The organism is Micromonospora sp. NPDC049679, assembly GCF_040659735.1.
Classification (GTDB): Bacteria; Actinomycetota; Actinomycetes; order Mycobacteriales; family Micromonosporaceae; genus Micromonospora_I.
The window spans coordinates 35,923-58,302 of record NZ_JBFANZ010000035.1 but is presented as its reverse complement, the minus strand read 5'-3'; the positions used below and the strand labels follow the sequence as shown (position 1 = coordinate 58,302).

Genomic DNA, 22,380 nt, shown 5'->3' with positions numbered 1-22,380 from the left:
CCTCGGCGCGGAGCTTGCCTGACCGGCGTCGCTTCCCGCCCGCCAGCGGCCGCGCTCGTAGATGACCAAGGACGAAGCCCCCCGGACGTCGCGTGGTTTGATCTCCGATCGCGTGAATACGTCCTTGATCGACGCGCAACTCCTTGATCCACCAGGGGATTCGCACGGTCATCAGTCCGGCAGCACGCGGAACCACACACAGACCACCGCGGTCGCGTCGTCGATCGTGTGCCCGAGCCCCTCCCAGTAACGGCGGTGCCGGCGCGCCCAGTCCGCGTAGTCTGCGTACCCCTCGCCCTCGGCGTGGGCGAACTCGTCGGTGACGTCGGCGAAGGGCACGACCTCGACGCCGGTGATCTCGATCATCGCCGCCGGTCGACCCCCGTCGTCGATGAGGAACAGGCGCTCCCCGACCGTCTCCAGCGTTTCCCCCTCCGCGACGTACTCGGCGTCGAGGAGCCCCGCGGTGGCGGTCTTCTCCCCGGCCAGCACGAGAGCGGTGAGCTCGCGACGCACCCGCCCCGGGGTACCGAGCTCGAGCGTGCGCAGTCCGTCAACCCGTGGCCACACCATGTCCCCCATCAAAACACCCGGATCGGCACGCTACGCGCGTGCCGACCCGACACGTTCAGTTCAGTGCGCGGAAGCGGCGCAGCCGCAGGCTGTTGGTGACCACGAAGACCGAGGAGAACGCCATCGCGGCACCGGCGATCAACGGGTTGAGCAGCCCGGCGGCCGCCAGTGGCAGGGCCGCCACGTTATAGGCGAACGCCCAGAACAGGTTGCCCTTGATGGTGCGCAGGGTCGCCCGGGACAGCCGGATCGCGTCGGCGGCGGCCCGCAGATCACCCCGCACCAGCGTCAGGTCGGACGCCTCGATCGCGACGTCGGCGCCGGTGCCCATGGCGAGGCCGAGATCGGCCTGGGCCAGCGCCGCGGCGTCGTTGACGCCGTCGCCGACCATCGCCACCACGTGCCCCTCGCCCTGCAGGCGACGGACCACGTCGGCCTTCTCGGCGGGCAGAACCTCGGCGATGACGTCGCTCGCCGCGATGCCCACCCGGGTGGCGACAGCGGCCGCGGCGCGGGCGTTGTCGCCGGTGAGCAGCACCGGACGGAGTCCCAGCGCGCGGAGCTGTGCGATCGCCTCCGCGCTCGTGGGCTTCACCGTGTCGGCGACCACCAGCACACCGCGGACCGCGCCGTCCCAACTGACCCAGATCGGGGTACGGCCCTGCTCCTCCGCCGCCTGCGCGGCGGCGACCAGGTCGTCGGTCGCCGACAACGCCCACTCCTGGGCGAGCCAGCTGCGCCGGCCGGCGAGGACGGCGCGTCCGTCGACCAGACCCGACACTCCCCGCCCCTCGGTGCTGGTGAACTCCTCCACCGCCGGCAGGCTCATCCCCAGTCGCTCGCGGGCGCCGGCCGCGACCGCCCTGGCGATCGGGTGTCCGGAGGCGTCCTCCACCGCCGCGGCGAGGCGCAGCACCTCCTCGGCCGTCTCCCCCGCCCCCGTAACGACGTCGACCAGCGCCATCCGGCCGGTGGTCACCGTGCCGGTCTTGTCCAGCACGACGGTGTCGACCCGGCGGGTCGACTCGAGGACCTCCGGCCCCTTGATGAGGATGCCGAGCTGCGCGCCACGACCGGTGCCGACCATCAACGCGGTCGGCGTGGCCAGGCCGAGGGCGCAGGGGCAGGCGATAATCAGCACCGCGACGGCCGCGGTGAAGGCGACCTCGACGCTGACGCCGTTACCGAGCCAGAAGCCGAGCGTCGCCAGCGCCAGCGCGATGACGACCGGCACGAACACCGCCGACACGCGGTCGGCGAGCCGCTGCACGGCGGCCTTGCCGTGCTGCGCCTCCTCGACCAGCCGCGCCATCTGCGACAGCTGGGTCTCGGCGCCGACGCGGGTGGCGCGGACGATGAGGCGGCCGCCCGCGTTGACGGTCGCGCCCACCACGTCGTCCCCCGGACCGACCTCGACCGGGACGGACTCACCGGTCAGCATGCCCGCGTCGACGGCGCTGGTGCCGTGGACGACCGTGCCGTCGGTGGCGATCTTCTCGCCGGGCCGGACGACGAACTCGTCGCCGACGGCGAGCTGATCGACCGGAATGAGGGCCTCGATGCCGCCGCGCAGCACGGCGACCTCCTTGGCGCCGAGTTCGAGCAGGGCACGCAGCGCGGCTCCGGAGCGCCGCTTGGCCCGCGCCTCGACGTACCGGCCGGCGAGGATGAACATGGTCACGGCGGCCGCGACCTCGAGGTAGATCTCCTCGGCGCCGGAGCCCCGGGCCGGGATCAGGGTGAATGCCATGGTCATGCCGGGCTCGCCGGCGCCGCCGCGGAAGAGGGCGTACAGCGACCAGCCGAACGCGGCGAGCACGCCCAGGGAGATGAGGGTGTCCATGGTCGCCGCGCCGTGCCGCAGGTTGGTCCAGGCCGCCCTGTGGAACGGCCAGGCGGCCCAGGTGACGACGGGCGCGACCAACGTCAACACGAGCCACTGCCAATAGTCGAACTGCAGCGCCGGGATCATGGCGAGCGGGATGACCGGCAGTGTCAGCACCAGGCTCGTCACCAGGCGGTGGCGCAGCGCGGTGAGCGGGTCGGGCGCCGCGACGGATGGGGCGCCCGCGTCGGCACGGGGCGGCTCGGGCAACGTGGCGGTGTACCCGGTCGCTTCGACCGTCGCGACGAGATCCTCGGGGGTCACGGTGGCGGCGAAGCTGACCCTGGCCTTCTCCGTCGCGTAGTTCACGGTCGCGCTCACGCCGTCCATGCGGTTGAGCTTCTTCTCGATCCGCGCGGCGCAGGAGGCGCAGGTCATCCCGCCGATGGCCAGCTCGATGATGGTGCCCGCGTCGGCGGGTCGGGCGCTGCCCGACGCACCGGTCGGGGTTGTCGTCGTCACGAGGATTCTCCTGTATCGGTGACGCGGTCAGTGGCCGTGCGGGGTGGCGTCGTGTGCCGGGGTCGCCCGGGTGTTCGCGGCGGGAGCGCTTGCGCCGACGGTCACGGTGAACGCGGCGGTACGCACCTTCCCCGCGTGCTGGAAGTCCAGGAAGAGCCGGTAGGTGCCGTCGGTCGGGAAGGTGGTGGCGAAGCTGACCCGCGGGCCGCCCCGCTGACCGGCGTGCGCCTCCTGCGTCGGGTGCGTGTGCAGATAGGCCAGGTCGCCGCCGCGCAGCGACACGAGATGGCCGTACGCGCCGAGGTAGGGCTGCAGGTCGGTGAGCTGTTCACCGTCCCTGCTCACGGTGAACGTCAGGTCCGACTCCCGCCCGGCGAGCGGGCTGCCGTCCATGCGCACCTCGTACCCATCGACCGCGGCCGTCGTGGCCGGGGCGGGCAGCGGCGCGGGCGTGAACCGACCGGCGACCGCGACGTCGGTGCCGAGGGTGAGCCCGTCGCCGCCCAGCGCGGTGGGCGCGAAGTCGGCGAAGACGCGGTACGTGCCCGCGTCGGCCAGGTTCAGCGGCACGGCCCAGGTCCCGGCGGCGTCGCGCACGGGGTGCACGTGCTGGAAGCCGGCCAGGTCGCGGCGGACCACGATGAGGTGCAGTTCCTTCTCGTGGGAGAGCGTGAAGTCGCGGACCGGAGCGCCGTCCGGCCCGGTGATGGTGAAGGCGAACGGCACGCGCGTGCCGGCCGGCAGCGTCGCCGACGCGGGGGTCAGGGTGTAGCCGCGCTCGGAGACGGCAAGTCCGGCGGGCGTGGCGCGGGCGGCGGCGTGGGCGCCGTGCCCGTCGCCCGGCGCGGGTGTGCTGCTGTCGTGGCCGTTCAGGTCATCTTCCCGGGGCATCGCGCCGGTCTGGTGGCTCGCGGCGCTCGACGTGGGAGTCGTGATCGGGTCGATCACGTCGCCGACGGCGAACGCCGCCGCGAAGACGACGGCGAGCCCTCCGGCGTACGCGCCGAGCTTGACCGGTGCGCTGCCCAGGTTCATGACCGTGCCCCGGTCAGCTCGTAACCGGCCTCGTCAACCGCCGCGCGCACGGCGGCCTCGTCCAGTCGGGTCGCGCTGGTGACCGTCACGGTGGAGTCGCCGCCGCTGACCAGGGCGACGTCGACGCTCTCTACCCCGGCAAGCGCGGTGAGCTCCGCGGTGACGGCGGAGACGCAGTGCGCGCAGGTCATGCCGGTCACGGTGTAACGGGCGGTGGTCGCCATGGCGGCGCTCCTTCTGTCGACCGGCGCGGTGGCGCCGGAGTTCGCTCTCCGGTTACCTACCCCCAGGGGGTACCTGTCGTGATCATATACCCCCTACCGGTAGGGAGTGAAGCGGATTGCGGGCGACGGGCATGGTGGCGCGCGTCACGACCACCGGGAAAAGGCGCGCGAGAGGTCACCGGGGTCAGCGCGCCAGGAGATCGAGCAGGCGGTCCAGCTCGGCGGCGGGATCTCCGGTCAGCCCGGTGTGGACGGGACCGGCCCGCACCACCGTGCCGCGCGGCGCGATGAGCAACCGGAACCGCGCAACGGGCCGCATCACCGCCGCCGGCCCCCCGCCGTCGCCGCCGAGACAGGTGGACTCTTGATCTGCTCGCCGCGCTCGATGCGCGGAACGGCGCGGATCACCGCGTACTCGAAGGGATGCTTGTCGAGCAGCTCGGCGGTCACCCGCGGGGCGAGCTCGGCGTCGGCCTCGGCCAGCGCAGTCGCGTACCGGGCCAACACGTGGTCGTCTCCGCGAAAGGGGCGGTGCACCACGCCGGCGGCGCGCGGCCAGTTGTGGTCGAAGTAGCGGGACGCACCGTGGTCGATGAGCCACAGGTCGCGGTGCCAGATAAGCAGGTTGGGGTTGCGTCAGCCGCGGTCCACGTTCTCGACGTAGGCGTCGTTCACGAGGTAGCTGCCGAGATCGTCGCTCTCGACGAGGGCAGGGAGCGCGCCGCCCTCGCGCAGGGGGTGACGTCGCGGGTCCCGGTCACCTGTCGCAGCACGATCAGCACCCTAACCCGGCGCTGCCGACGCAGCTCCCGGGCGTCCTCGGCGGTCGGGCCGAGGACGCACCGGGAGCTGTGGGTGAGCGTCGGACTCCCCGTCAGGCGGGGAGACCACCGACCTGGGAGTTGATCCAGGAGCGGATCGACGGCAGATCCCCGTAGATCGAGGGCGCCGTCGCGCAGGTGGAGCTGCTGTTGCCGGCCCGGCTGGTGGCGCCGATCAGGTTCCAGACACCGTTGACCCGGCGCACCTGCGGGCCGCCGGAGTCGCCGTAGCAGGCGCCCGCGTTGCCGTTGGTGTTGTTGGTGCAGATCTCGTACGGGCCGTTGATCCCGCCGCAGCGGCTATCGGCGACGATCGAGGTGTCCAGCTCGTTGGCGACCGTCGGGGAGCTACCGCAGCCGCGCGGCGCGCAGGTCTGACCCCAGCCGATGATCCGGGTCGCCGTGCCGACCGCGCCCGAGCTGGTGGGGATCGGCGCCGGGGCGTACGCGACCGAACTGCTGAGCTGCAGCAGCTTGACGTCGATCGACGGGTGGTTGACGCCGCGGACGACGCCGACGACCGTGCCGCCGCTGGTGCGGTTGACGCTGCCGACGCGCACCGAGCTGGGTGTCGGACAGTGCTTGGCGGTCACGGCCCAGTTCGACTTGATCAGCGAACCGGTGCAGCCGGAGACGTAGACCATGAACGGGTAGTTCTCGGTGGCCGGGCGGCCGTTGACCACGAGGATGCCGATGTCGTCGGCACCGGCGGGCGCCGCGCTGGCCGCGGCCGGCGCGGCGAGCCCGGCGGCGACGAAGCCGACCGCCAGGAGCAGTCGGGCAAGGAGCGAGTGGGGCTTCATCGTTGCGGGTCCTTCTCTGTGCGGGGGGGGCCGGGCACGCCGGCGGACGCCGAGGTCGCCGGGGGGATCGGCGATCTCGGGGGTTGGCGTCGCCGGCGTGACCGGGCCGGTGTGGGGGATGGAGCTGCGGGCACCCGAGGAATACGCTAACGCCGAAACACCGCATTTCAATGTTTCGATGTATACCGGTTCCGACCTACCACCGGGCGATGACCCGACCCGCCGGGCGCCTCGCACACGTCGCCCCGCACCCGTCCACCGGTTCGGCCCATACCGGCTGCGCGCGCCGGTTGCCGTTATCGCACCGCAGGCTCCCGAGGTGCCACGGGTTGCTGACGTGGGCGGCGAAGCAGTGCGTAGACGGCTGGCGGATTCAGGCGGACAACGACCGCTTCCCGCCTGTCGAAAGACGCGATCGCCTAACGTACGACGAGTGGCCGGCCAGGACCGCCGGCTTTGTGTCGTACGGCTGCTGTTGAATAGGCCCGCACGCGGTCGACCAGTTCGGTCTTCACCGCGCTGCACGCCGTGCCGGTGCGCGACATCGTCGGCGTCGACCTGCTCTGCGGCGAGCCGACGCCAGTGGCACCGACCAACCGTGCCAGGACGCGCGCGTCCTGCTCGACCAGCTCTGCCGGTGGGGCCCGGCGCTGCACGACGGCTGCGCGGCGCGTGCCCTGACGTCTCCTGAATGCGCACGAGGAAGGTAAAGATCATGAGCAGACGCACGACCGGCCTGGCGATCGAGGCGGAAGGAGTCACCCGATCGTTCGGCGAGACCCGCGCGCTGGCCGGCATCGATCTCCAGGTCCCCGCCGGCACCGTCTACGGACTGCTCGGCCCGAACGGGGCGGGGAAGACCACCGCCGTACGGGTGCTGGCGACGCTGCTGCGTCCCGACGGCGGCCGGGCTCGGGTCTTCGGCCACGACGTCGTAGAGGAGGCCGACGCCGTTCGGGCCCGGGTCAGCATGACCGGCCAGTACGCCTCGGTGGACGAGGACCTGACCGGGACGGAGAACCTGGTGCTCCTCGGTCGCCTGCTCGGACTGAAGAAGTCGGCCGCCCGCGAGCGTGCGGAAGCCCTGCTCGCCGCGTTCGGTCTGAGCGAGGCGAGCGACCGCCAGGTCAAGAAGTATTCGGGCGGCATGCGGCGGCGCATCGACATCGCGGCGAGCATCCTCGGCACCCCTGACCTGCTGTTCCTCGACGAGCCGACGACCGGGCTCGACCCGCGCAGCCGCAACCAGGTGTGGGAGATCGTCCGGGCCGTCGTGGCGCACGGCACGACCGTGTTGCTGACGACGCAGTATCTGGACGAGGCCGACCAGCTCGCCGGCCGCATCGCGGTCGTCGACCACGGCAGGGTGATCGCGGAGGGCACGCCGGGCGAGCTGAAATCGTCGGTCGGCTCCGGCACCGTTCACCTGCGGCTGCGCGACCCGGGACAGCGGCCGGAGGCCGACAAGGTGCTCCAGGCGGCGCTCGGCGTTCCGGTGCAGCTCGAGTCCGATCCGCTCGCGATGACCGCCCGGGTCGGCGGAGCCGGCACCGACCTCGATGCCAGCGAGCAGGCCGCCCGTGCCCTCTCCGACCTGGCCAGCGCCGGCATCGCCGTCGATCACTTCTCCCTCGGCCAGCCGAGCCTGGACGAGGTCTTCCTGGCCCTGACCGATCACCCCGCGGGCCCCGCCGACGAGCGGGACGACGAGCTGGAGGCAGCCCGATGAGCAACACCGCTACCACGGCAGGGCTCGCCCCGTCCGTCTATGTACCGTCCGCCGAGGCCCTGGGGACCGTTCTCGCACCCGGTGCGCGACCGCCCAGGCCGAGTGCGCTCTCGGCGTCGCTCACGTTCGGCTGGCGCGCCCTTCTGAAGATCAAGCACGTGCCGGAGCAGCTGTTCGACGTGACGGCGTTCCCGATCATCATGGTGCTGATGTTCACCTACCTGTTCGGCGGCGCTCTCGCCGGCAGCCCGCGCGACTACCTGCAGTTTTTCCTGCCCGGCATCATGGTGACCAGCGTCGTGATGATCACGATGTACACCGGCGTCGGACTCAACACCGACATCGAGAAGGGGGTCTTCGACCGCTTCCGGACGCTGCCCGTCTGGCGGCCGGCCGCCCTGGTCGGCATGATCATGGGAGACGTGCTGCGGTACATCCTCGCGGCCGTGGTCATCCTCGGTGTCGGGCTGGTGTTGGGGTTCCGGCCCGGCGGCGGGCTGATGGGCGTGCTGGCCGGGATCGGCCTGCTGGTGGTCTTCTCGTTCGCGTTCTCCTGGGTCTGGACGTTCTTCGGCCTGGTCCTGCGCAGCGAGAAGTCCGTGATGGGGGTCAGCATGATGGTGCTGTTCCCGCTGACGTTTCTGAGCAACGTGTTCGTCGAGCCGGGCACGATGCCCGGCTGGCTCCAGGCGTTCGTGAAGGTCAATCCGGTGACTCAGCTGGTGGCGTCGGTGCGCGCGGTGATGTCGGGGTCGCCCGACCCGTCGAGCACGATGTGGACGCTGCTGTGGAGCGCGGGGTTCGTGGTGGTCTTCGGCACGCTGACGATGTACCGCTACAACCGCCGCTGATATCCAGCTATTTCGGCCCTCACTGCCCCCGCCCCGGCAAGGATGGGTCGGGGGATGTTGGCTGGGAGGTAAGGATTATGGGCGAGCACGGTCAGGGACCGGGCCGCCCCAAGGGTGCGACCGTGGACCCCGTCGTCCTCGGCGCGGGTGTGGCCGGCGTACTGGCCGTTGTGCTGTGGGGAGTGCTGGCGCGTGGCTCGCTGGCCACGTTCGCCGTCGCGGCCCTGGGGTGGGTCCTCGGGACCTTCGGCTGGCTCTTCGTCGTCGCCGCCGACACTTTCCTGGTGTTGGCCGTGGTGATCGCTATGAGCCGGTTCGGTCGGATCCGGCTCGGCGCGGACGACGACGAGCCCGAGTTCACCATGTTCGCGTGGGTGTCGATGATGTTCGGTACCGGGATGGGCATCGGCCTCATCTTCTATGCGGTCGCCGAACCCATCGAGCACTACGCGACGCCGCCGCCGGCTACCGACGTCACGGCGCAGACCGGCGCCGCGGCCTCGATCGCCATGCAGTACACGCTGTTCCACTGGACTCTGCACCCGTGGGCGATCTACGCCGTGACCGGGTTGGCCCTCGCCTACTCGACGTTCCGTAAGGGTCGGGGCAATACGATCTCCGCCGCGTTCCGCCCGCTGCTCGGCGACCGGGCGGACGGGCCGGCCGGGAAGGCGATCGACCTGCTCGCCATCTTCGCCACCGTCTTCGGCTCCGCCACCAGCCTGGGTCTGGGTGCCCTGCAGGTGGCCGCCGGCCTGGGCATCGTGACCGGGATCCCGAACAACACCTGGCTGGGCCTGATCATCATCGCCGCGCTCACGGCGGCATTCGTGATCTCCGCCGTGTCCGGGGTGCACCGCGGCGTCAAGTGGCTGGCCAACTTCAACGTCGTACTGGCGGTCCTGCTCCTGCTCTTCGTCTTCGTGGTCGGACCGACGATCTACATACTGGAGTTGCTGCCCGCCTCGATCGGCGACTATCTGGACCGTCTTATCGTGATGGGCACCCGGACCGGCGCGTTCTCCGAACACGCCTGGTTCGGCTCATGGACAATCTTCTACTGGGCGTGGTGGATCTCCTGGGCGCCCTTCGTCGGCACCTTCATCGCGCGGATCTCCCGCGGGCGTACCGTCCGGGAGTTCGTCACCGGCGTGCTGCTGGTTCCCAGCGGGGCGAGCGTCGTATGGTTCGCCGTGCTGGGCGGCAGCGCCCTGCGGGCGCAGGCGACCGGGACCGCGGACCTCGTAGCCAAATTGAAGGAGGGCCCCGAATCGACCCTCTTCAGCCTGCTCGACGCTCTTCCGCTCTCCGCCGTGACCAGCGTCATCACCATTGTTCTTGTCGCGCTCTACTTCGTTACCGGTGCTGACTCCGCATCGCTGGTCCTGGGCTCGCTGTCGTCGCGTGGCGCCCTGCGGCCACATCGTTGGCTCGTCGTGGTCTGGGGCGTGCTGATCGGGGCCGCCGCGGCGGTATTGCTGCTCGCTGGCGGCCTTGACGCACTGCAACAGGCGACCATCCTCGTCGCACTCCCGTTCGTGGTGGTGATGCTCGCGCTCGCGGGCTCGCTGCTCCGGGAGATGGCCAGTGACCCGATGGCAGGGGGGCGCCCACGCCGCAACCGCCCGTACGGCCTCGGAGCGGCCGTGCGCGCCGCCCGGTCGTACGAGGACGAGGACACCACGCCGCACTCTGTGCGCTGGTTTTTCGGGCGCCGACAGCGCTGAGCGACAGCGCCGCCGTCCCCAACGACGCAGGCGTCTGCCCCGCGTTTCCGCAGGCCAGACGCCTCGTCGTACTGCTCGCCCGAAGGCACCCGGATGCTTCTCCTGATCCGTGGTCAGATGTTCGCGATGAGCAGCGCCGGCTGCTCGATGCAGTCGGCGACGTGGCGCAGGAATCCGCCGGCGACTCCCCCGTCGCAGACCCGATGGTCGAAGGTCAGGCTGATCTGGCTCACCTTCCGCACCGCCAGCTCCCCGTTGACCACCCAGGGCTTGTCGACGATGCGGCCCACACCGACCAGCGCCGCCTCGGGGTGGTTGATGATCGGGGTGGAACCGTCCACACCGAACACGCCGTAGTTGTTGAGCGTGAAGGTACCGCCGGTCATTCGCGCGGGCGGCAGCGTTCCGGCCCGCGCCGCGGCCGTCGTCTCCGCGAGCGCGGAGGCCAGTTCCCAGGTGGTGAGGCGCTGGGCGTCGGAAATGACCGGCACGACCAGGCCCCGGTCGGTCTGCGCGGCGATGCCGAGCTGGATGCGTCCGGACTGCACGATCTCCTCGCGGTCCGGGTCCACCCGCGAGTTGAGCGCGGGAAACCGCTGCAGACCGTTCACACAGATCCGCGCGAGCAGCGCGAGCAGGCTGACCGGCCGGTCCGGGCGGGCGGCGTTGATCGCGGCGCGGGTGTCGAGCAGCGCGGTCGCGTCGACATCGACCCAGATGGTGACCTCGGGGATCTCCCGGCGGCTGCGCGAGAGCTTGTCGGCAATCGCCCGGCGAACCCCGCGCAACGGGATGACCAGATCGTCGCTGGCGGCGGAGGCCGGACCCGCGCCAGAGGCCGGAGTCGCGGCGGCGACCGGTGCGAGCGCCTCCTCCACGTCGGCGCGGCGCACGATCCCACCCGGCCCGGAGCCACGCAGCCCCGCCAGGTCCAGCCCCCGTTCGTGAGCCAGCCGCCGGACCAGTGGGGAGATCACCCGGGGAGCCGCGGCGACGGGCGGGGCAGCCGGCACGGCAGCAGCGGCGGGTACGGCAACGGGGCGCGACGCGACGGCCGGGGCCGGTACGCGACGGCGCCGTCGGCCCGCGTGACCGTGCCCCGTCCCGTACCCGATCAGCACATTGCCCGAGCCGGCCCGCTCCTCCTCGCGGTAGGTGGCGTGCCCGGCGGGCTCGTCGTCGGGCCGCGCCACGGTGACCAGCGGCTGGCCGACGGGGCGCGCCTCGCCGGGCGCGCCGTGCAGCGCGACGATCCGACCCGCGTACGGGCACGGCACGTCGACGACGGCCTTGGCGGTCTCCACCTCGACCACGGTCTGGTCCACCTCGACGGTGTCGCCGACGGCGACCCGCCACTCGACGATCTCGGCCTCGGTCAGCCCCTCCCCCAGATCGGGGAGCATGAACACCTGGTCGCTCATGCCGCCACCTCGCTACGCTCGCCAGCGGCATGAGGCTCCACCGCACTGAGCCTGATGATTCGCTCGCTACGCTCGCTCATGCTGCCACCCACCGGCTGTCGGGTTGGTCGTTCCACTGCAGCCGCGCCACCGCGTCGAGCACCCGGTCGACCCCGGGCAGGTGGATGTGCTCCAGCTTCGGCGCCGGGTACGGGATGTCCAGACCACTCACCCGCAGCACGGGTGCGTGCAGCGAGTGGAAGCAGCGCTCCTGGACCCGCGCGGCGATCTCGGCGCCGACGCCCGCGAAGCCCTGCGCCTCCTGGATCACCACGCACCGGCCGGTCCGGCGGACCGACGCGGTCACCGTCTCGTCGTCGAAGGGGACGATGGTGCGCAGGTCCACCACCTCCAGGTCCCACCCTTCGTCCCGGGCGGCCTCGGCGGCCTCCAACGCGACGGGCACCGAGGGGCCGTACGCGACCAGCGTGGCGTCGCGCCCCGGCCGGCGCACGACGGCCCGCCCGAACGGCTCCGTGGCCACCGGCAGGGACGCCTCGGCGCCGGAGAAGTAGAGCTTCTTGGGCTCCATGAACACGACCGGGTCGGGGTCGGCGATCGCCTCGCGCAGCAGCGAGTACGCGTCCGTCACCGTGGCCGGGGTGACCACCTTGAGACCGGGCGTGTGGGCGTAGTAGCCCTCGCTGGAGTCGCAGTGGTGCTCGACGCCGCCGATGCCCCCGGCGTACGGCACCCGGATCACGATCGGGACGCTGAGCGCGCCGCGGGTGCGGTTGCGCAGCTTGGCGACGTGCGAGGCGATCTGTTCGAAGGCCGGGTAGGCGAACGCGTCGAACTGCATCTCCACGACCGGGCGCAACCCGGACATCGCCATCCCGACAGCGAAGCCGACGATGCCGGCCTCGGCGAGCGGGGTGTCGAAGCAGCGCCGTTCGCCGTAGGTGGCGAGCAGTCCGTCGGTGATCCGGAAGACGCCGCCGAGTTGGCCGACGTCCTCGCCGAAGACGATCACCCGGTCGTCGTCGGCCATCGCGTCGCGCAGCGCGGCGTTGAGCGCCTTCGCCATGGTGACCGGTGCCATCAGGCCTGCACCTCCTCGTCCTGTGCGGCGGCCAGTTCGGCTCGAACCTGCTCGCGCTGCTCGATCAGTTGGGGGGTGGGCGACGCGTAGACGTGGTCGAAGAGGCTGAGCGGGTCGACGGTCGGTTCGGTGTTCATCCGGGCGCGCAGGTGAACGGCGAACGCCTCGGCCTCGTCGCGGATCGCCGTCACGGCGGCGTCGTCGAGGACACCGAGCCCCCGCAGGTACGTCTCCAGCCGCGCGATCGGATCGCGTCCGACCCACGCCTGCACCTCTGCGCCGTCGCGGTAGCGGGACTGGTCGTCGGCGTTGGTGTGCGCCTCCATGCGGTACGTGTGCGCCTCGACCAGGAAGGGTCCGTTGCCGGCGCGGGCGTGTTCGACCGCCCGGGTCAGCACGGCGAGCACGGCGACCGGATCATTGCCGTCGACCTGCTCACTGGCGATGCCGTACCCGACGCCCTTGTACGCCAACGACGGCGCGGCGGTCTGCCGGGAGAGCGGGACGCTGATGGCGTACCGGTTGTTCTGCACGAAGAACACCACGGGCGCGCGGAACACGGCCGCGAAGTTGACCCCCTCGTGGAAGTCGCCCTCGCTGGTCGCGCCGTCGCCGATGAAGGCGAGGGCGACGGTGTCGCGGCCCTGGTGCGTCTCGCCGTACGCCACTCCGGCGGCGTGCACGGTCTGGGTGGCGAGCGGCGTGCACTGCGGCGCGGTCCGCTGGGCGGCCGGGTCGTACCCGCAGTGCCAGTCGCCGCGCAGCAGGGTGAGGACCTCGACCGGGTCGATGCCGCGCGACACGAGCGCCATCGACTCCCGGTACGTCGGGAAGATCCAGTCGGTGGGGCGCACGGCCATGATCGCGGCGACCTGGCAGGCCTCCTGGCCCCGCGCGGACGGGTAGACGGCGAGCCGCCCCTGTTTGGTCAGCGCGGTGGACTGCAGGTCGAAGCGGCGGCCGATCACCATGCGGCGGTAGAGCTCGCGGAGGGTGTCGGTCCCGGGTTCGGGGTAGCTGGTGGCGGCGGTGAGCCGGGTGCCGGACTCGTCGAGCAGCCGGACCGGCTCCGGGGTGGGGAGCAGGGCGCGGACCGGTTCGGGGGGCGCGGGGGCGCGACGGGCTCGCGGGGATGCCCTGCGGACCGCCGGGGGCGTGGTCGTCACGGCGAGGACCTCCTGGACGTGTGGTGGGCCTATGCTCAGCCCTGGTGGATCATTGACTCAAGAACCGCGTGAAACGCGGGACGGATGACCGGCAGGAGTGGTTTCTGTGAGCCAGGAGACCGAAGCGGAACCCGAGTACGCCGCCGCGCCGGGACGAACGGTCCGTCTCCTCGACGACGTGGACCGGCGCATCCTCGACGCGCTCGTCCGCGACGGCCGGGCGTCCATCCGGACCCTCGCCGAGCGCATCCACATCTCCCGCACCAACGCGTACGCCCGCGTCGAGCGGCTGATGCGGGAAGGAGTGATCACCGGCTTCCGCGCGCAGGTGGCCCCGGAGCCGGCGGGGCTCGGCACGTCGGCCTACATGAGCCTGACGATCGAGCAGAACAGCTGGCGGGAGGTGTCGGCCCGGCTCGCCCGGGTGCGCTACATCGAGCACGCGGCGCTGCTCGGCGGTGACTACGACGTGCTGGCGTTGGTCCGCGCCCCGGACAACGCCGCGCTGCGCGATGTGGTGCTCAACCAGGTGCAGAGCATTCCGGGGGTGCTGTCGACCCGGACGTGGCTGGTGTTCGAGGAGTTCGACGGCGTGGAGAACGCGTGGACGTGACCTGACGCGCAGCTCGGCGGCGGTAGCGTCGGCGCGTGGGGGTCCCGAAGGCGGTGCGCGCCAAGCTGGACGAGGAGCGCATCACGCACCGCCTGCGCGGATCGTGGCGCCGGCTGCCGGAGACGCTGCGCGCGCGACAGCACCGGGTCCGGGCCAACATCGGGTTGGCGACGCAGTCGGGACTGGCGGCGGCGATCTCCTGGTTGATCGGGCACGACCTGCTCGGCCATGCCGAGCCGGTCTTCGCTCCGCTCGCGGCGGTGGGTACGCTCGCCGCGTCGATCGGCCAACGGCTGCGTAACACCGTCGAACTCGTCGTCGGGGTCGCGCTCGGCGTCGCGGTGGCCGACGCGGTCGTCGCCGCGATCGGCGCCGGCTGGTGGCAGCTGGGCCTGGTCACCGTCATCGCGATCGTCGCGTCGATCTTCGTCGGCGGAGGCCCCGCCCTCGTCACCCAGGCCGCGAGCGCGGCGGTGCTGATCGCGACGCTCTCGCCGCCGACGACCACCGGGATCTACGCCTCCCGCTTCTTCGAGGCGCTGCTCGGCGGGGCGGTCAGCCTGGCGGTGATCATGGTGGTGCCGGTGCGGCCGCTGGCCCTGGTGCGCCGTGCGGTCGACCCGGTCCTCGACGTCCTCACCGCCTCGTTCAGCGATGCCGGCGCGGCGCTGGCGGAGCGCGACCGCTCCCGCGCGAACGCGGCCCTGGACCGACTGCGCGGCGCGGAGGACGAGTTGGCGGTGATGCGGGAGTCGTTGCAGGCGGGGCAGGAGAGCGCCACCCTCGCTCCCGCGCACTGGAACGCGCGCGGCACGCTGCGGCAGTACGTGAACGCCTCGGAGTTCCTCATGCGGGCGGTGCGCAACGGCCGGATGCTCTCCCGGCGGTGTGTGACCGCCATCGACGCCAACGAGCCGCTTCCGCCGTGTCTGCCGGCGACGCTCACCTCGCTGAGCGAGTCGGTGGTCCTGCTCAAACAGGAGCTGAGAAACCGGGGCGAGGCGCGGGCCACCCGGGACCGGCTGCTGGAAGCGGCGAGCCGGGCCGGCGAGGCGTACGCGGCGGGCGTCGGCTTCTCCGGCAACGTCATCATCGCGCAGGTCCGGGCCACCGCCATCGATCTGCTGCAGGCGACCGGGGTGGGGCCGGAGGACGCGAACGTGCTGGTGCGTGCGGCGGTGGCGCGCCGGGCCCCGAACCAGCCGCCCGATTGACCGGGCTCCGCATGACCGGGCCGCGTCGTCCATAATCAGGTGTTTGACACCCTTTAGTCGATATGATCAAATCGGCCGGTAAATGCGTGGATAGTCGGCGTCACAGGGGGAGACAATGACATCCGGATTGCGACTGCCACGTCCCCGGCCCGTCCACATCGGAACGGCCACGGCCGGAGAGCGATCTCCGGGCTGGACACTGACGTCTCGAACCAGGCCGTGAGCACCAGACGGGGTGATCGCCGCCGATGGCCGCTTCGGACGTACGTCGTGGCCCTCGTGGTCCTCTTCATCGTCGCCGGCGCCACGAGTAGCGCGTATCAGCATGCCGAGGCCGACGGCGAGGCCCGACGGGCGGCCGTCGGCGACGCCGTGTTCGGGGCGCGACTCGCCGCCCGCGACATCAGCGAGGCGCTCGCGGCGCTGCAGAAGGTGATCGTCGAGACAGGCGCGAACCCCGCCATCGAACAGGCATTCGCGCCCGGCGTCGATCCGTCGGGCTGCTCCCTGTCGTTCACCGGCATCGGCGCGTTCAAGACCGGCCACCTCGACATCGTCCGGAGCGACGGCAGGGTCATCTGCAGTTCCCTCAAGAACAACGCCGGCTACCGGGGTGCGTCCTGGCTGGCGCGAGCCCGCTCCGGGCCGGGAGTGATCGGGCCGGTCGTGGACGACCGAACCGGCAAACAGGTGATGATCGGCAGCACGCCGATCAAGCGTCTCGGGATGGTTGCCGCCTTCCTCGACCTCGACGCTCTCGGCCCGGCGCTCGCCGCGACGTACGGCGGCCCGCGGAGCCTGTCGATCCTCGTCACCTCCGGCGACGGCGCCACCGCGGTGACCCGCTCGATCGCGCCGCAGCGGTGGACGGGGGCACCGTTGCACGGGACGCCGTTCGCCGCCGACGCCGGCCGGGTGGAACGACGCGACCCCGACGGAGTGCCCCGGCTGTACGGCACGGCGACCGTTCCCGATGTCGGCTGGCAGGTCCACGCCGGGGCGGACCGGGACGCGGCGGTGGCCGCCGCCCGCAGGCTCAGCGAGCGCCAGTCGGCGATCACTCTCGCGGGCCTGCTCGTCATCCTCGTCGCCGCCGCGGTCTTCTACCGACGCATCCTGCGCCCGGTCCGACAACTCAGTGCCGCGGTCAGGACCGCGACCGGTGGCGGGGCGGGGCCCCGGCCGGTGCCCGTCGCCGGCCCCGCCGAACTCGCCGATCTGGCCGAGGACTTCAACCGGATGATCGCCACCACGGAACTCCACCTGGCCGACGTGTCCCGGCTGGCGGCGATCGTGCAGTCGTCCGGCGACGCCATCGTCGGCAAGACGCTCGACGGGATCATCACCAGCTGGAACGACGGGGCCGCCGCGATCTACGGCTACCGGGCGGACGAGGTGATCGGGCGGCACATCTCGATGCTCGTCCCGGCCGACCGCCACCACGAGCTGGACGGACTGCTGCACCGGGTCAGCCAGGGGGAACGGGTGGAGCGCCAGGAGACGCAGCGAATCCGCCGCGACGGGACGCTCGTCGAGGTCTCCGTGACCATCTCCCCCATCCGCGACGGCGCCGGACGGGTCGTCGGGGCATCCGCGGTCGCCGCGGACATTACCGAGGAGAAGCGGGCCGCCGCCGAACGCGCCAGTCTGGAGCAGCGGCTACAGCAGTCGCAGCGGCTGGAAAGCCTCGGCCAGCTCGCCGGTGGGGTCGCGCACGACTTCAACAACCTGCTCGCGGTCATCCTCTCCTGCGCGGAGCTGTTGACCGAGGAACTGGACGAGGGTTCCGCGGGCGCCAACGACCTGCGGGCGATCCAGCGGGCCGCGGAGCGGGCCGTGCGGCTGACCCGGCAGTTGCTCATCTTCGGGCGCCAGGAGACGACGCATCCGGAGGTCCTCGACCTCAACCTCGTCATCGCGGACCTGCAGGACCTGCTCGCCCGCAGCATCGGCGAGCACGTCCACTTGGTCGTCGAGCCAGAGCCGCGGTTGCCGGCCGTGAAAGCCGACCGGGGACAGCTCGAGCAGGTGCTGGTCAACCTGGCCGTCAACGCGCGCGACGCGATGCCCGACGGCGGACGGTTGACGATCGAGACGACGACGGTCGAGGTCGACGAAGCCCACAGCCAGACGCATCCGCAGATCACCCCGGGCCGGTACGTCCAGCTCTGTGTCAGTGACACCGGCACCGGGATGAGCGCCGACGTGGCGGCCCGCGTGTTCGAGCCGTTCTTCACCACCAAGGCGAAGGGCACGGGGACCGGACTCGGCCTGGCCACCGTCTACGGGATCGTGACCGAAGCCGGCGGCACGGTGGGGGTCTACTCCGAGCCCGGTCTCGGCACCACGTTCCGGGTCTATCTGCCGCAGGTCGACGACGAAGCCGTCGTGCCCGCGCCGCACACCCCCGTGCCCATCGAGAAGGGCCACGGCGAGACGGTCCTGCTCGTGGAGGACGAGGAGGCGCTGCGCGAGGTCACCGGCCGCATGCTGCGACGCAACGGCTACGAGGTCATCGAGGCCGGCCACGGCCTCGAAGCGCTCGACGTCGCCGCCCGGACCGACTGGGACCTGCTCCTCACGGATGTCGTCATGCCGCACATGTCGGGCCGCGAGCTGGCCGAGCGGCTGCGCGCCCAGCGCGCCGACCTCAGGGTGCTGTTCATGTCCGGGTACAGCCAGGGCGTCCTCGGGCCACGGCAGGCGCTCGAGGACGGGGTCACCCTGATCGAGAAGCCCTTCACCGAGGCCACCCTCCTGTCCAAGATCAGTGCAGCGCTCACCGGTCACCGCGGCGACGCCGAGACCGTCGCCCCGCCGCGTCCGCCCGCCGCCGTCGTCGACTGATCCGGCTGGTCAGGATCGCGCGGGGTGGGCCAGCAACTCCACCTCGGCGACGGACATGACCGGATCACCGGCGGTCACCTCGAGCCGGTAGTGCGCGTACCGGCCGGGTTTCGCCACGGTGAACACCCGCGTCTGCATCCGCCACCGGAACGACTCGTCCACCCGGCTGTCGATGGTGGTCCAGCTCCGGCCGTCGGAGGAGCCGAGCAGCCGCCAGCCGCGCGGGTCACCGGCGGCCGCCGCCGAGGTGAGGGTGTAGTGGGTGACCTTCCCCGGCGGTCCCGACACCGTCCACGCCACCGGCCCGTCCACGGCCGCGGCGGTCGCGGAGGTGTCGTCGGAGAGGGCCGAGGGACCACCGGTGACCGCGACGTCGGCCAGCGGGCGGGGCGGCGCGCCGGGCGGGGTGAGGGAGACCGGCAGGTTCTGATCCCCACTCCCCCAGTTCGATGGCGACGGACCCATCCGGAAGTCCAGCACTGCGCCATCGGCCAGGTCGCGATGGGCGATCCAGGACTTCCCGTACGACTTGCCGTCGACCCGCAGTCCCTGGACGTACACGTTGCGGGCGCTGTTCTGCGGCGCGTTGACCACGATCGTCCGACCGTTCTCCAGGTGGACCGTCGCCTTGCGGAACAGCGGCGACCCGAGCACGTAGTTGGCGCTGCCGACCTGCAACGGGTAGAGCCCGAGCGCGCTGAACAGATACCAGGCGGAGGTCTCGCCGTTGTCCTCGTCACCCGCGTAGCCCTGACCGATCTCGCTGCCGACGTACATCCGGGCCAGCGCCTCGCGTACCTTCGCTTGCGTCTTCGCCGGCCGGCCCGCGTAGGTGTACATCCAGGGGATGTGGTGGGAGACCTGGTTGCTGAAGCCCCACATCCCCATCCGCACGTCGCGCGCCTCGACCATCTCGTGGATCGTGCCGCCGTACGAGCCGGGGAACGACGCGGTCTCCGGGGTCGCGAAGAATTCGTCGAGCTTCTCCGCGAGCCGCGCCCGCCCGCCGTACAGGTTGGCCAGGCCCTGCCCGTCGTGCGGGACGTGGAAGGCGAAGTTCCAGCCGTTCGTCTCGGTGTAGTCGTGCTCGTGGCCCCAGACCCGCGGGTCGTAGGCGTCCGGCGTGGACTTCCACGCCCCGGCCGCGTCGCGGCCCTGGAAGAACCGCGCCGCCGGATCGAACATCCGCACGTAGTTCTGCGCCCGGTTGCGGAAGTACTCCGCCTCGGTCCGGTAACGGTCCCGTTCGCCCGCCGGCGTCGCCGGGTCGACGGCGAGCCCCGCCGCCATGTTCGCCAGACCGAAGTCGTTGATGTAGCCCTCCAGCGCCCACGACACCCCCTCCGAGACGGACGAGGCGGTGTAGCCGCGGAAGATCGAGGTCTGCAGCCCCTTGCGGCCGACGCTGGTGTTGTCGGGGTTGCTCCCCGGTGGCACGACGGTGGCGTTGCGCAGCGCCGCGTCGTACGCGGCGCGCGCGTCGAAGCCGCGGACCCCCTTCACGTACGCGTCGGCGAACGACACGTCGGAGCTGGTGCCGGTCATCAGGTTCGCGTAGCCGGGTGAGGACCAGCGCGACACCCAGCCACCGTCGCGGTACTGCTGCACGAATCCGTCGATCAGCTCGCCGGCCATCGTCGGCGTGAACAGGGAGTACGCCGACCAGGTCGTGCGGTAGGTGTCCCAGAACCCGTTGTTGACGTAGACCTTGCCGTCGACCACGGCCGCGCCCGTCTCGGTCGGGGTGGTTCCCGTGGGAATGGACGACGACGCGGAGGACTGCACGGCGTGCTTCCAGACGGGCGCGGCGGCGGTGCCCACGTTCTCGTGCGCCGAGTTCGGATAGAGGAAGAGGCGGTAGAGGTTGGAGTAGACGGTGACCAGTTGCGGCTCGGTGGCCCCCTCCACCTCGATCACCCGCAGCTTCCCGTCCCAGAGCCGCTGGGCCCGCTCCCGCACCGCGTCGAACGTGTCGGCCGGTGTGATCTCCAGGCTCAGGTTGCGGCGGGCCTGCTCGACGGAGATCAGCGAGGTGGCGATCCGCAGCGTGACCGTCTTGCGTGTCGCCGTGTCGAAGGCGAGGTAGCCGGTGACGTTGGCGCCGCCGCCGCCCGCGAGTCGGCCACTCGCGACGACGGTCTCGTCGACCGTCCCGTAGACGAAGAGCCGGCCCGCCCCGTTCGAGAGTCCGCTGCGGACGTCGGAGTAGCCGGTCACGGTCCGGGCGGTCGGGTCGAGGGTCAGCCCGCCGTTGTTGTTGACGTTGTCGAAGATCAGGTTGCCGCGGTCGCCGGTGAACGTGAAACGGAAGATCGCGGCGTGGTCGGTCGGGGCGATCTCGGTCCTCATCCCGTTGTCGAAGGTGACGCCGTAGTGGTGCGCCTTGGCGATCTCGTTCTCGTGCCGGAACGGCAGCGCGCGGGCGGCCCGGCCGGGGTCGGGCGTCCCGGTGGCCGCCGAGGGCATCACCTGGAACGTCTGCCGGTCCCCCATCCACGGGCTGGGCTCGTGGCTGACGGTGAACGCCTGCAACGCGGGACGGTTCTCCGCGTTGTTGGCGCGCTGGTAGTCGTAGAGCCAGCTGGTCGACCCGGCGTTGGTCATCGGGGTCCAGAAGTTGAACCCGTGCGGCACCGCGGTGGCCGGGATGTTGTTGCCGCGCGAGAAGCCACCGGTGGAATTCGTGCCCCGGGTGGTGAGGACGTGGTCGGACGGGCGGTCGGGGGCTTGGGTCGGGGGCTCGTCGCTGATCCGGATGTCGTCGAGCCAGCCGTTGAACACGCCGGTCCCGGTGGTGCTGTCGTAGCCGACCAGGATGCGGTCGACGCGCTTGCCGGCGGCGACGTCGCCGATGCGGGAGCGCTTGAGGTTCCACTGGTCGGCGTAGAGCGACTTGCCGGTCCCCTGCGCCCGCGGGTTGAGCCCGAACCCGTACTGGTCGACGGCGCCGAGGTCGCTGAGGTAGCTGCCGTCGGTGAACGCCAGGTCGACCGCGACATGGGTGCTCGGGTAGTCCAGGTCCCGCGCGGTCAGCTCCGGAAAGATCAGGTACGACAGCTCGGTGTGCCGATCCACCGGCAGGTCCACGTCGAAGACCTTGTTGTAGGCGTAACCGCGCCCCGCGACGATCTGCCCGCCGGAGAGCTGCAACGCCTGCCGACCGGTCCACCCCGCGTTCGGCTTCATGGTCGGTCCGTTGACCGGGCCGCCGCTGACGACGGTCCGCATGTCGGTGACCGGCGGCGGCGTGGTGTCGCCGTCGGAGAGTTGGAGTTCGGCCAGTTGGGTGAGACCGCCCGCGACCACGGCGGTGACGGTGAGCCGGTAGTGGAGGTACGCGCTGCCGTTGTCGAAGCGGTACTCGCGGGTCTGGAATCGCTCGGTGAAGCTCTGCCCGGTGCGGGTGTCCAGCGTCGTCCATGTCTGCCCGTCGGCCGAGCCTTGCAGCGTCCAGTCCCGGGGGTCCCGGTCGGGGGCGTCGTTGGCGGCGGTCAACGCGTAGTGCACGACGGCGACCGGGGCGTCGAGCCGCACCTGCACCCATCCGGTGGGCTGGAACGCGAGCCATTTCGTGCTGATATTGCCGTCGACGACGCGCTCGGCCGTCTCGTTGGGCGGGTTCTCGGCGCTCGCCGTGGCCTCGACGACCCGTTCGGTGATGTTGCCGGGGATGCCGGTCGCCGGGCTCCCGGTCACGCCGGAGCTCTTCTTGCCGCCACGGGGGTCGGTTTCGGCGGTGCTGGTCCAGGTCGGCTGGGGTTCGCCGGCTTCGAGCGAGGAGAAGAATCCGCCGGCGGGGGCCGGCGCCGCGAGTGCGGGCAGGGGCGCGGCGGGCACCGTCAGCACGGCTGCCGTCGCGGCCGCGATCACCAGATTCCGGGACTGCACGATCATGGCAACCTCCGCGGGGACTGCCGGGTGCGAAGGC

Annotated in this window: 16 protein-coding genes and 1 pseudogene; 6 read left to right on the top strand and 11 right to left on the bottom strand. The window is 71.5% G+C overall.

Annotated features, from left to right (window positions below; all coding sequences use genetic code 11):
• Positions 1-171 precede the first annotated feature (171 nt).
• From AB0J06_RS20840 to AB0J06_RS20810, 7 genes are all read right to left on the bottom strand, one after another.
• Positions 172-582, bottom strand: coding sequence for an ASCH domain-containing protein (locus tag AB0J06_RS20840; RefSeq protein WP_357430600.1), 411 nt, complete (start codon positions 580-582; stop codon positions 172-174).
• A gap of 46 nt (positions 583-628) precedes the next feature.
• Positions 629-2,860: a heavy metal translocating P-type ATPase gene (locus AB0J06_RS20835; protein WP_357430603.1), complete on the bottom strand. Its 2,232-nt coding sequence runs from the start codon at positions 2,858-2,860 to the stop codon at positions 629-631.
• 87 nt (positions 2,861-2,947) lie between these two features.
• Positions 2,948-3,955 (bottom strand): hypothetical protein, encoded by a 1,008-nt coding sequence (locus AB0J06_RS20830; RefSeq protein ID WP_357430599.1) that lies wholly within the window; start codon positions 3,953-3,955, stop codon positions 2,948-2,950.
• A complete protein-coding gene (locus AB0J06_RS20825) occupies positions 3,952-4,179 on the bottom strand; it encodes a cation transporter (protein ID WP_357430598.1) in 228 nt (75 codons plus the stop codon). Before AB0J06_RS20825 ends, AB0J06_RS20830 begins: the two co-directional genes overlap by 4 nt.
• A gap of 184 nt (positions 4,180-4,363) precedes the next feature.
• Complete coding sequence (locus AB0J06_RS20820) at positions 4,364-4,498, bottom strand: DUF3037 domain-containing protein (RefSeq protein WP_357430597.1); 135 nt, start codon at positions 4,496-4,498, stop codon at positions 4,364-4,366.
• Entirely contained in the window at positions 4,498-4,686 is a 189-nt protein-coding gene (locus AB0J06_RS20815) for a hypothetical protein (RefSeq protein ID WP_357430596.1), read from the bottom strand. The genes AB0J06_RS20820 and AB0J06_RS20815 overlap by 1 nt, the downstream gene beginning before the upstream one ends.
• A 367-nt stretch (positions 4,687-5,053) precedes the next feature.
• Positions 5,054-5,803, bottom strand: a complete 750-nt coding sequence (locus AB0J06_RS20810) for a trypsin-like serine protease (RefSeq protein WP_357430595.1) — start codon at positions 5,801-5,803, stop codon at positions 5,054-5,056.
• A 715-nt stretch (positions 5,804-6,518) separates the two neighbouring features.
• Between AB0J06_RS20810 and AB0J06_RS20805 the strand changes: the two genes are divergently transcribed.
• The 3 genes from AB0J06_RS20805 (at position 6,519) to AB0J06_RS20795 (ending at position 10,110) form a co-directional block, all read left to right on the top strand.
• Positions 6,519-7,532 (top strand): ATP-binding cassette domain-containing protein, encoded by a 1,014-nt coding sequence (locus AB0J06_RS20805; protein ID WP_357430594.1) that lies wholly within the window; start codon positions 6,519-6,521, stop codon positions 7,530-7,532.
• Positions 7,529-8,383, top strand: coding sequence for an ABC transporter permease (locus AB0J06_RS20800; RefSeq protein ID WP_357430593.1), 855 nt, complete (start codon positions 7,529-7,531; stop codon positions 8,381-8,383). The genes AB0J06_RS20805 and AB0J06_RS20800 overlap by 4 nt, the downstream gene beginning before the upstream one ends.
• Positions 8,384-8,460: 77 nt before the next feature.
• On the top strand, positions 8,461-10,110 hold the full coding sequence (locus AB0J06_RS20795; RefSeq protein WP_357430592.1) for a BCCT family transporter: 1,650 nt from the start codon (positions 8,461-8,463) through the stop codon (positions 10,108-10,110).
• Positions 10,111-10,223: 113 nt separating this feature from the next.
• On the opposite strand, the gene AB0J06_RS20790 is transcribed toward AB0J06_RS20795, so the two are convergent.
• The 3 genes from AB0J06_RS20790 to pdhA all read right to left on the bottom strand — a co-directional run bounded on the left by AB0J06_RS20790 (position 10,224) and on the right by pdhA (position 13,811).
• Positions 10,224-11,531 carry a dihydrolipoamide acetyltransferase family protein gene (locus tag AB0J06_RS20790; RefSeq protein ID WP_357430591.1) on the bottom strand — a complete coding sequence of 436 codons (1,308 nt, stop codon included), beginning with the start codon at positions 11,529-11,531 and terminating at the stop codon, positions 10,224-10,226.
• A gap of 76 nt (positions 11,532-11,607) precedes the next feature.
• Positions 11,608-12,612 carry an alpha-ketoacid dehydrogenase subunit beta gene (locus AB0J06_RS20785; protein ID WP_357430590.1) on the bottom strand — a complete coding sequence of 335 codons (1,005 nt, stop codon included), beginning with the start codon at positions 12,610-12,612 and terminating at the stop codon, positions 11,608-11,610.
• Positions 12,612-13,811 (bottom strand): pyruvate dehydrogenase (acetyl-transferring) E1 component subunit alpha, encoded by a 1,200-nt coding sequence (gene pdhA, locus AB0J06_RS20780; RefSeq protein WP_357430602.1) that lies wholly within the window; start codon positions 13,809-13,811, stop codon positions 12,612-12,614. The genes AB0J06_RS20785 and pdhA overlap by 1 nt, the downstream gene beginning before the upstream one ends.
• A gap of 73 nt (positions 13,812-13,884) precedes the next feature.
• Here pdhA and AB0J06_RS20775 point away from each other — a divergent pair, with 73 nt between their 5' ends.
• The 3 genes from AB0J06_RS20775 (at position 13,885) to AB0J06_RS20765 (ending at position 18,452) form a co-directional block, all read left to right on the top strand.
• A complete protein-coding gene (locus tag AB0J06_RS20775; protein ID WP_357430589.1) occupies positions 13,885-14,391 on the top strand; it encodes an Lrp/AsnC family transcriptional regulator in 507 nt (168 codons plus the stop codon).
• A gap of 35 nt (positions 14,392-14,426) precedes the next feature.
• Positions 14,427-15,605 (top strand): FUSC family protein, encoded by a 1,179-nt coding sequence (locus AB0J06_RS20770; RefSeq protein ID WP_357430588.1) that lies wholly within the window; start codon positions 14,427-14,429, stop codon positions 15,603-15,605.
• Between the two features lie 270 nt (positions 15,606-15,875).
• Positions 15,876-18,452, top strand: a complete 2,577-nt coding sequence (locus AB0J06_RS20765; protein ID WP_357430587.1) for a PAS domain S-box protein — start codon at positions 15,876-15,878, stop codon at positions 18,450-18,452.
• A 27-nt stretch (positions 18,453-18,479) separates the two neighbouring features.
• On the opposite strand, the pseudogene AB0J06_RS20760 reads toward AB0J06_RS20765, so the two are convergent.
• Positions 18,480-22,325: pseudogene (locus AB0J06_RS20760) on the bottom strand (GH92 family glycosyl hydrolase); the annotation flags it as partial.
• Positions 22,326-22,380 lie beyond the last annotated feature (55 nt).

What these genes read in the sequence shown, in the direction of transcription:
- AB0J06_RS20840 (WP_357430600.1), bottom strand. Translation starts at nt 582, where the DNA reads ATGGGGGACATGGTGTGGCCACGGGTTGACGGACTGCGCACGCTCGAG.
- AB0J06_RS20830 (WP_357430599.1), bottom strand. Translation starts at nt 3,955, where the DNA reads ATGAACCTGGGCAGCGCACCGGTCAAGCTCGGCGCGTACGCCGGAGGG.
- AB0J06_RS20825 (WP_357430598.1), bottom strand. Translation starts at nt 4,179, where the DNA reads ATGGCGACCACCGCCCGTTACACCGTGACCGGCATGACCTGCGCGCAC.
- AB0J06_RS20820 (WP_357430597.1), bottom strand. Translation starts at nt 4,498, where the DNA reads ATGCGGCCCGTTGCGCGGTTCCGGTTGCTCATCGCGCCGCGCGGCACG.
- AB0J06_RS20810 (WP_357430595.1), bottom strand. Translation starts at nt 5,803, where the DNA reads ATGAAGCCCCACTCGCTCCTTGCCCGACTGCTCCTGGCGGTCGGCTTC.
- AB0J06_RS20805 (WP_357430594.1), top strand. Translation starts at nt 6,519, where the DNA reads ATGAGCAGACGCACGACCGGCCTGGCGATCGAGGCGGAAGGAGTCACC.
- AB0J06_RS20800 (WP_357430593.1), top strand. Translation starts at nt 7,529, where the DNA reads ATGAGCAACACCGCTACCACGGCAGGGCTCGCCCCGTCCGTCTATGTA.
- AB0J06_RS20795 (WP_357430592.1), top strand. Translation starts at nt 8,461, where the DNA reads ATGGGCGAGCACGGTCAGGGACCGGGCCGCCCCAAGGGTGCGACCGTG.
- AB0J06_RS20790 (WP_357430591.1), bottom strand. Translation starts at nt 11,531, where the DNA reads ATGAGCGACCAGGTGTTCATGCTCCCCGATCTGGGGGAGGGGCTGACC.
- AB0J06_RS20785 (WP_357430590.1), bottom strand. Translation starts at nt 12,612, where the DNA reads ATGGCACCGGTCACCATGGCGAAGGCGCTCAACGCCGCGCTGCGCGAC.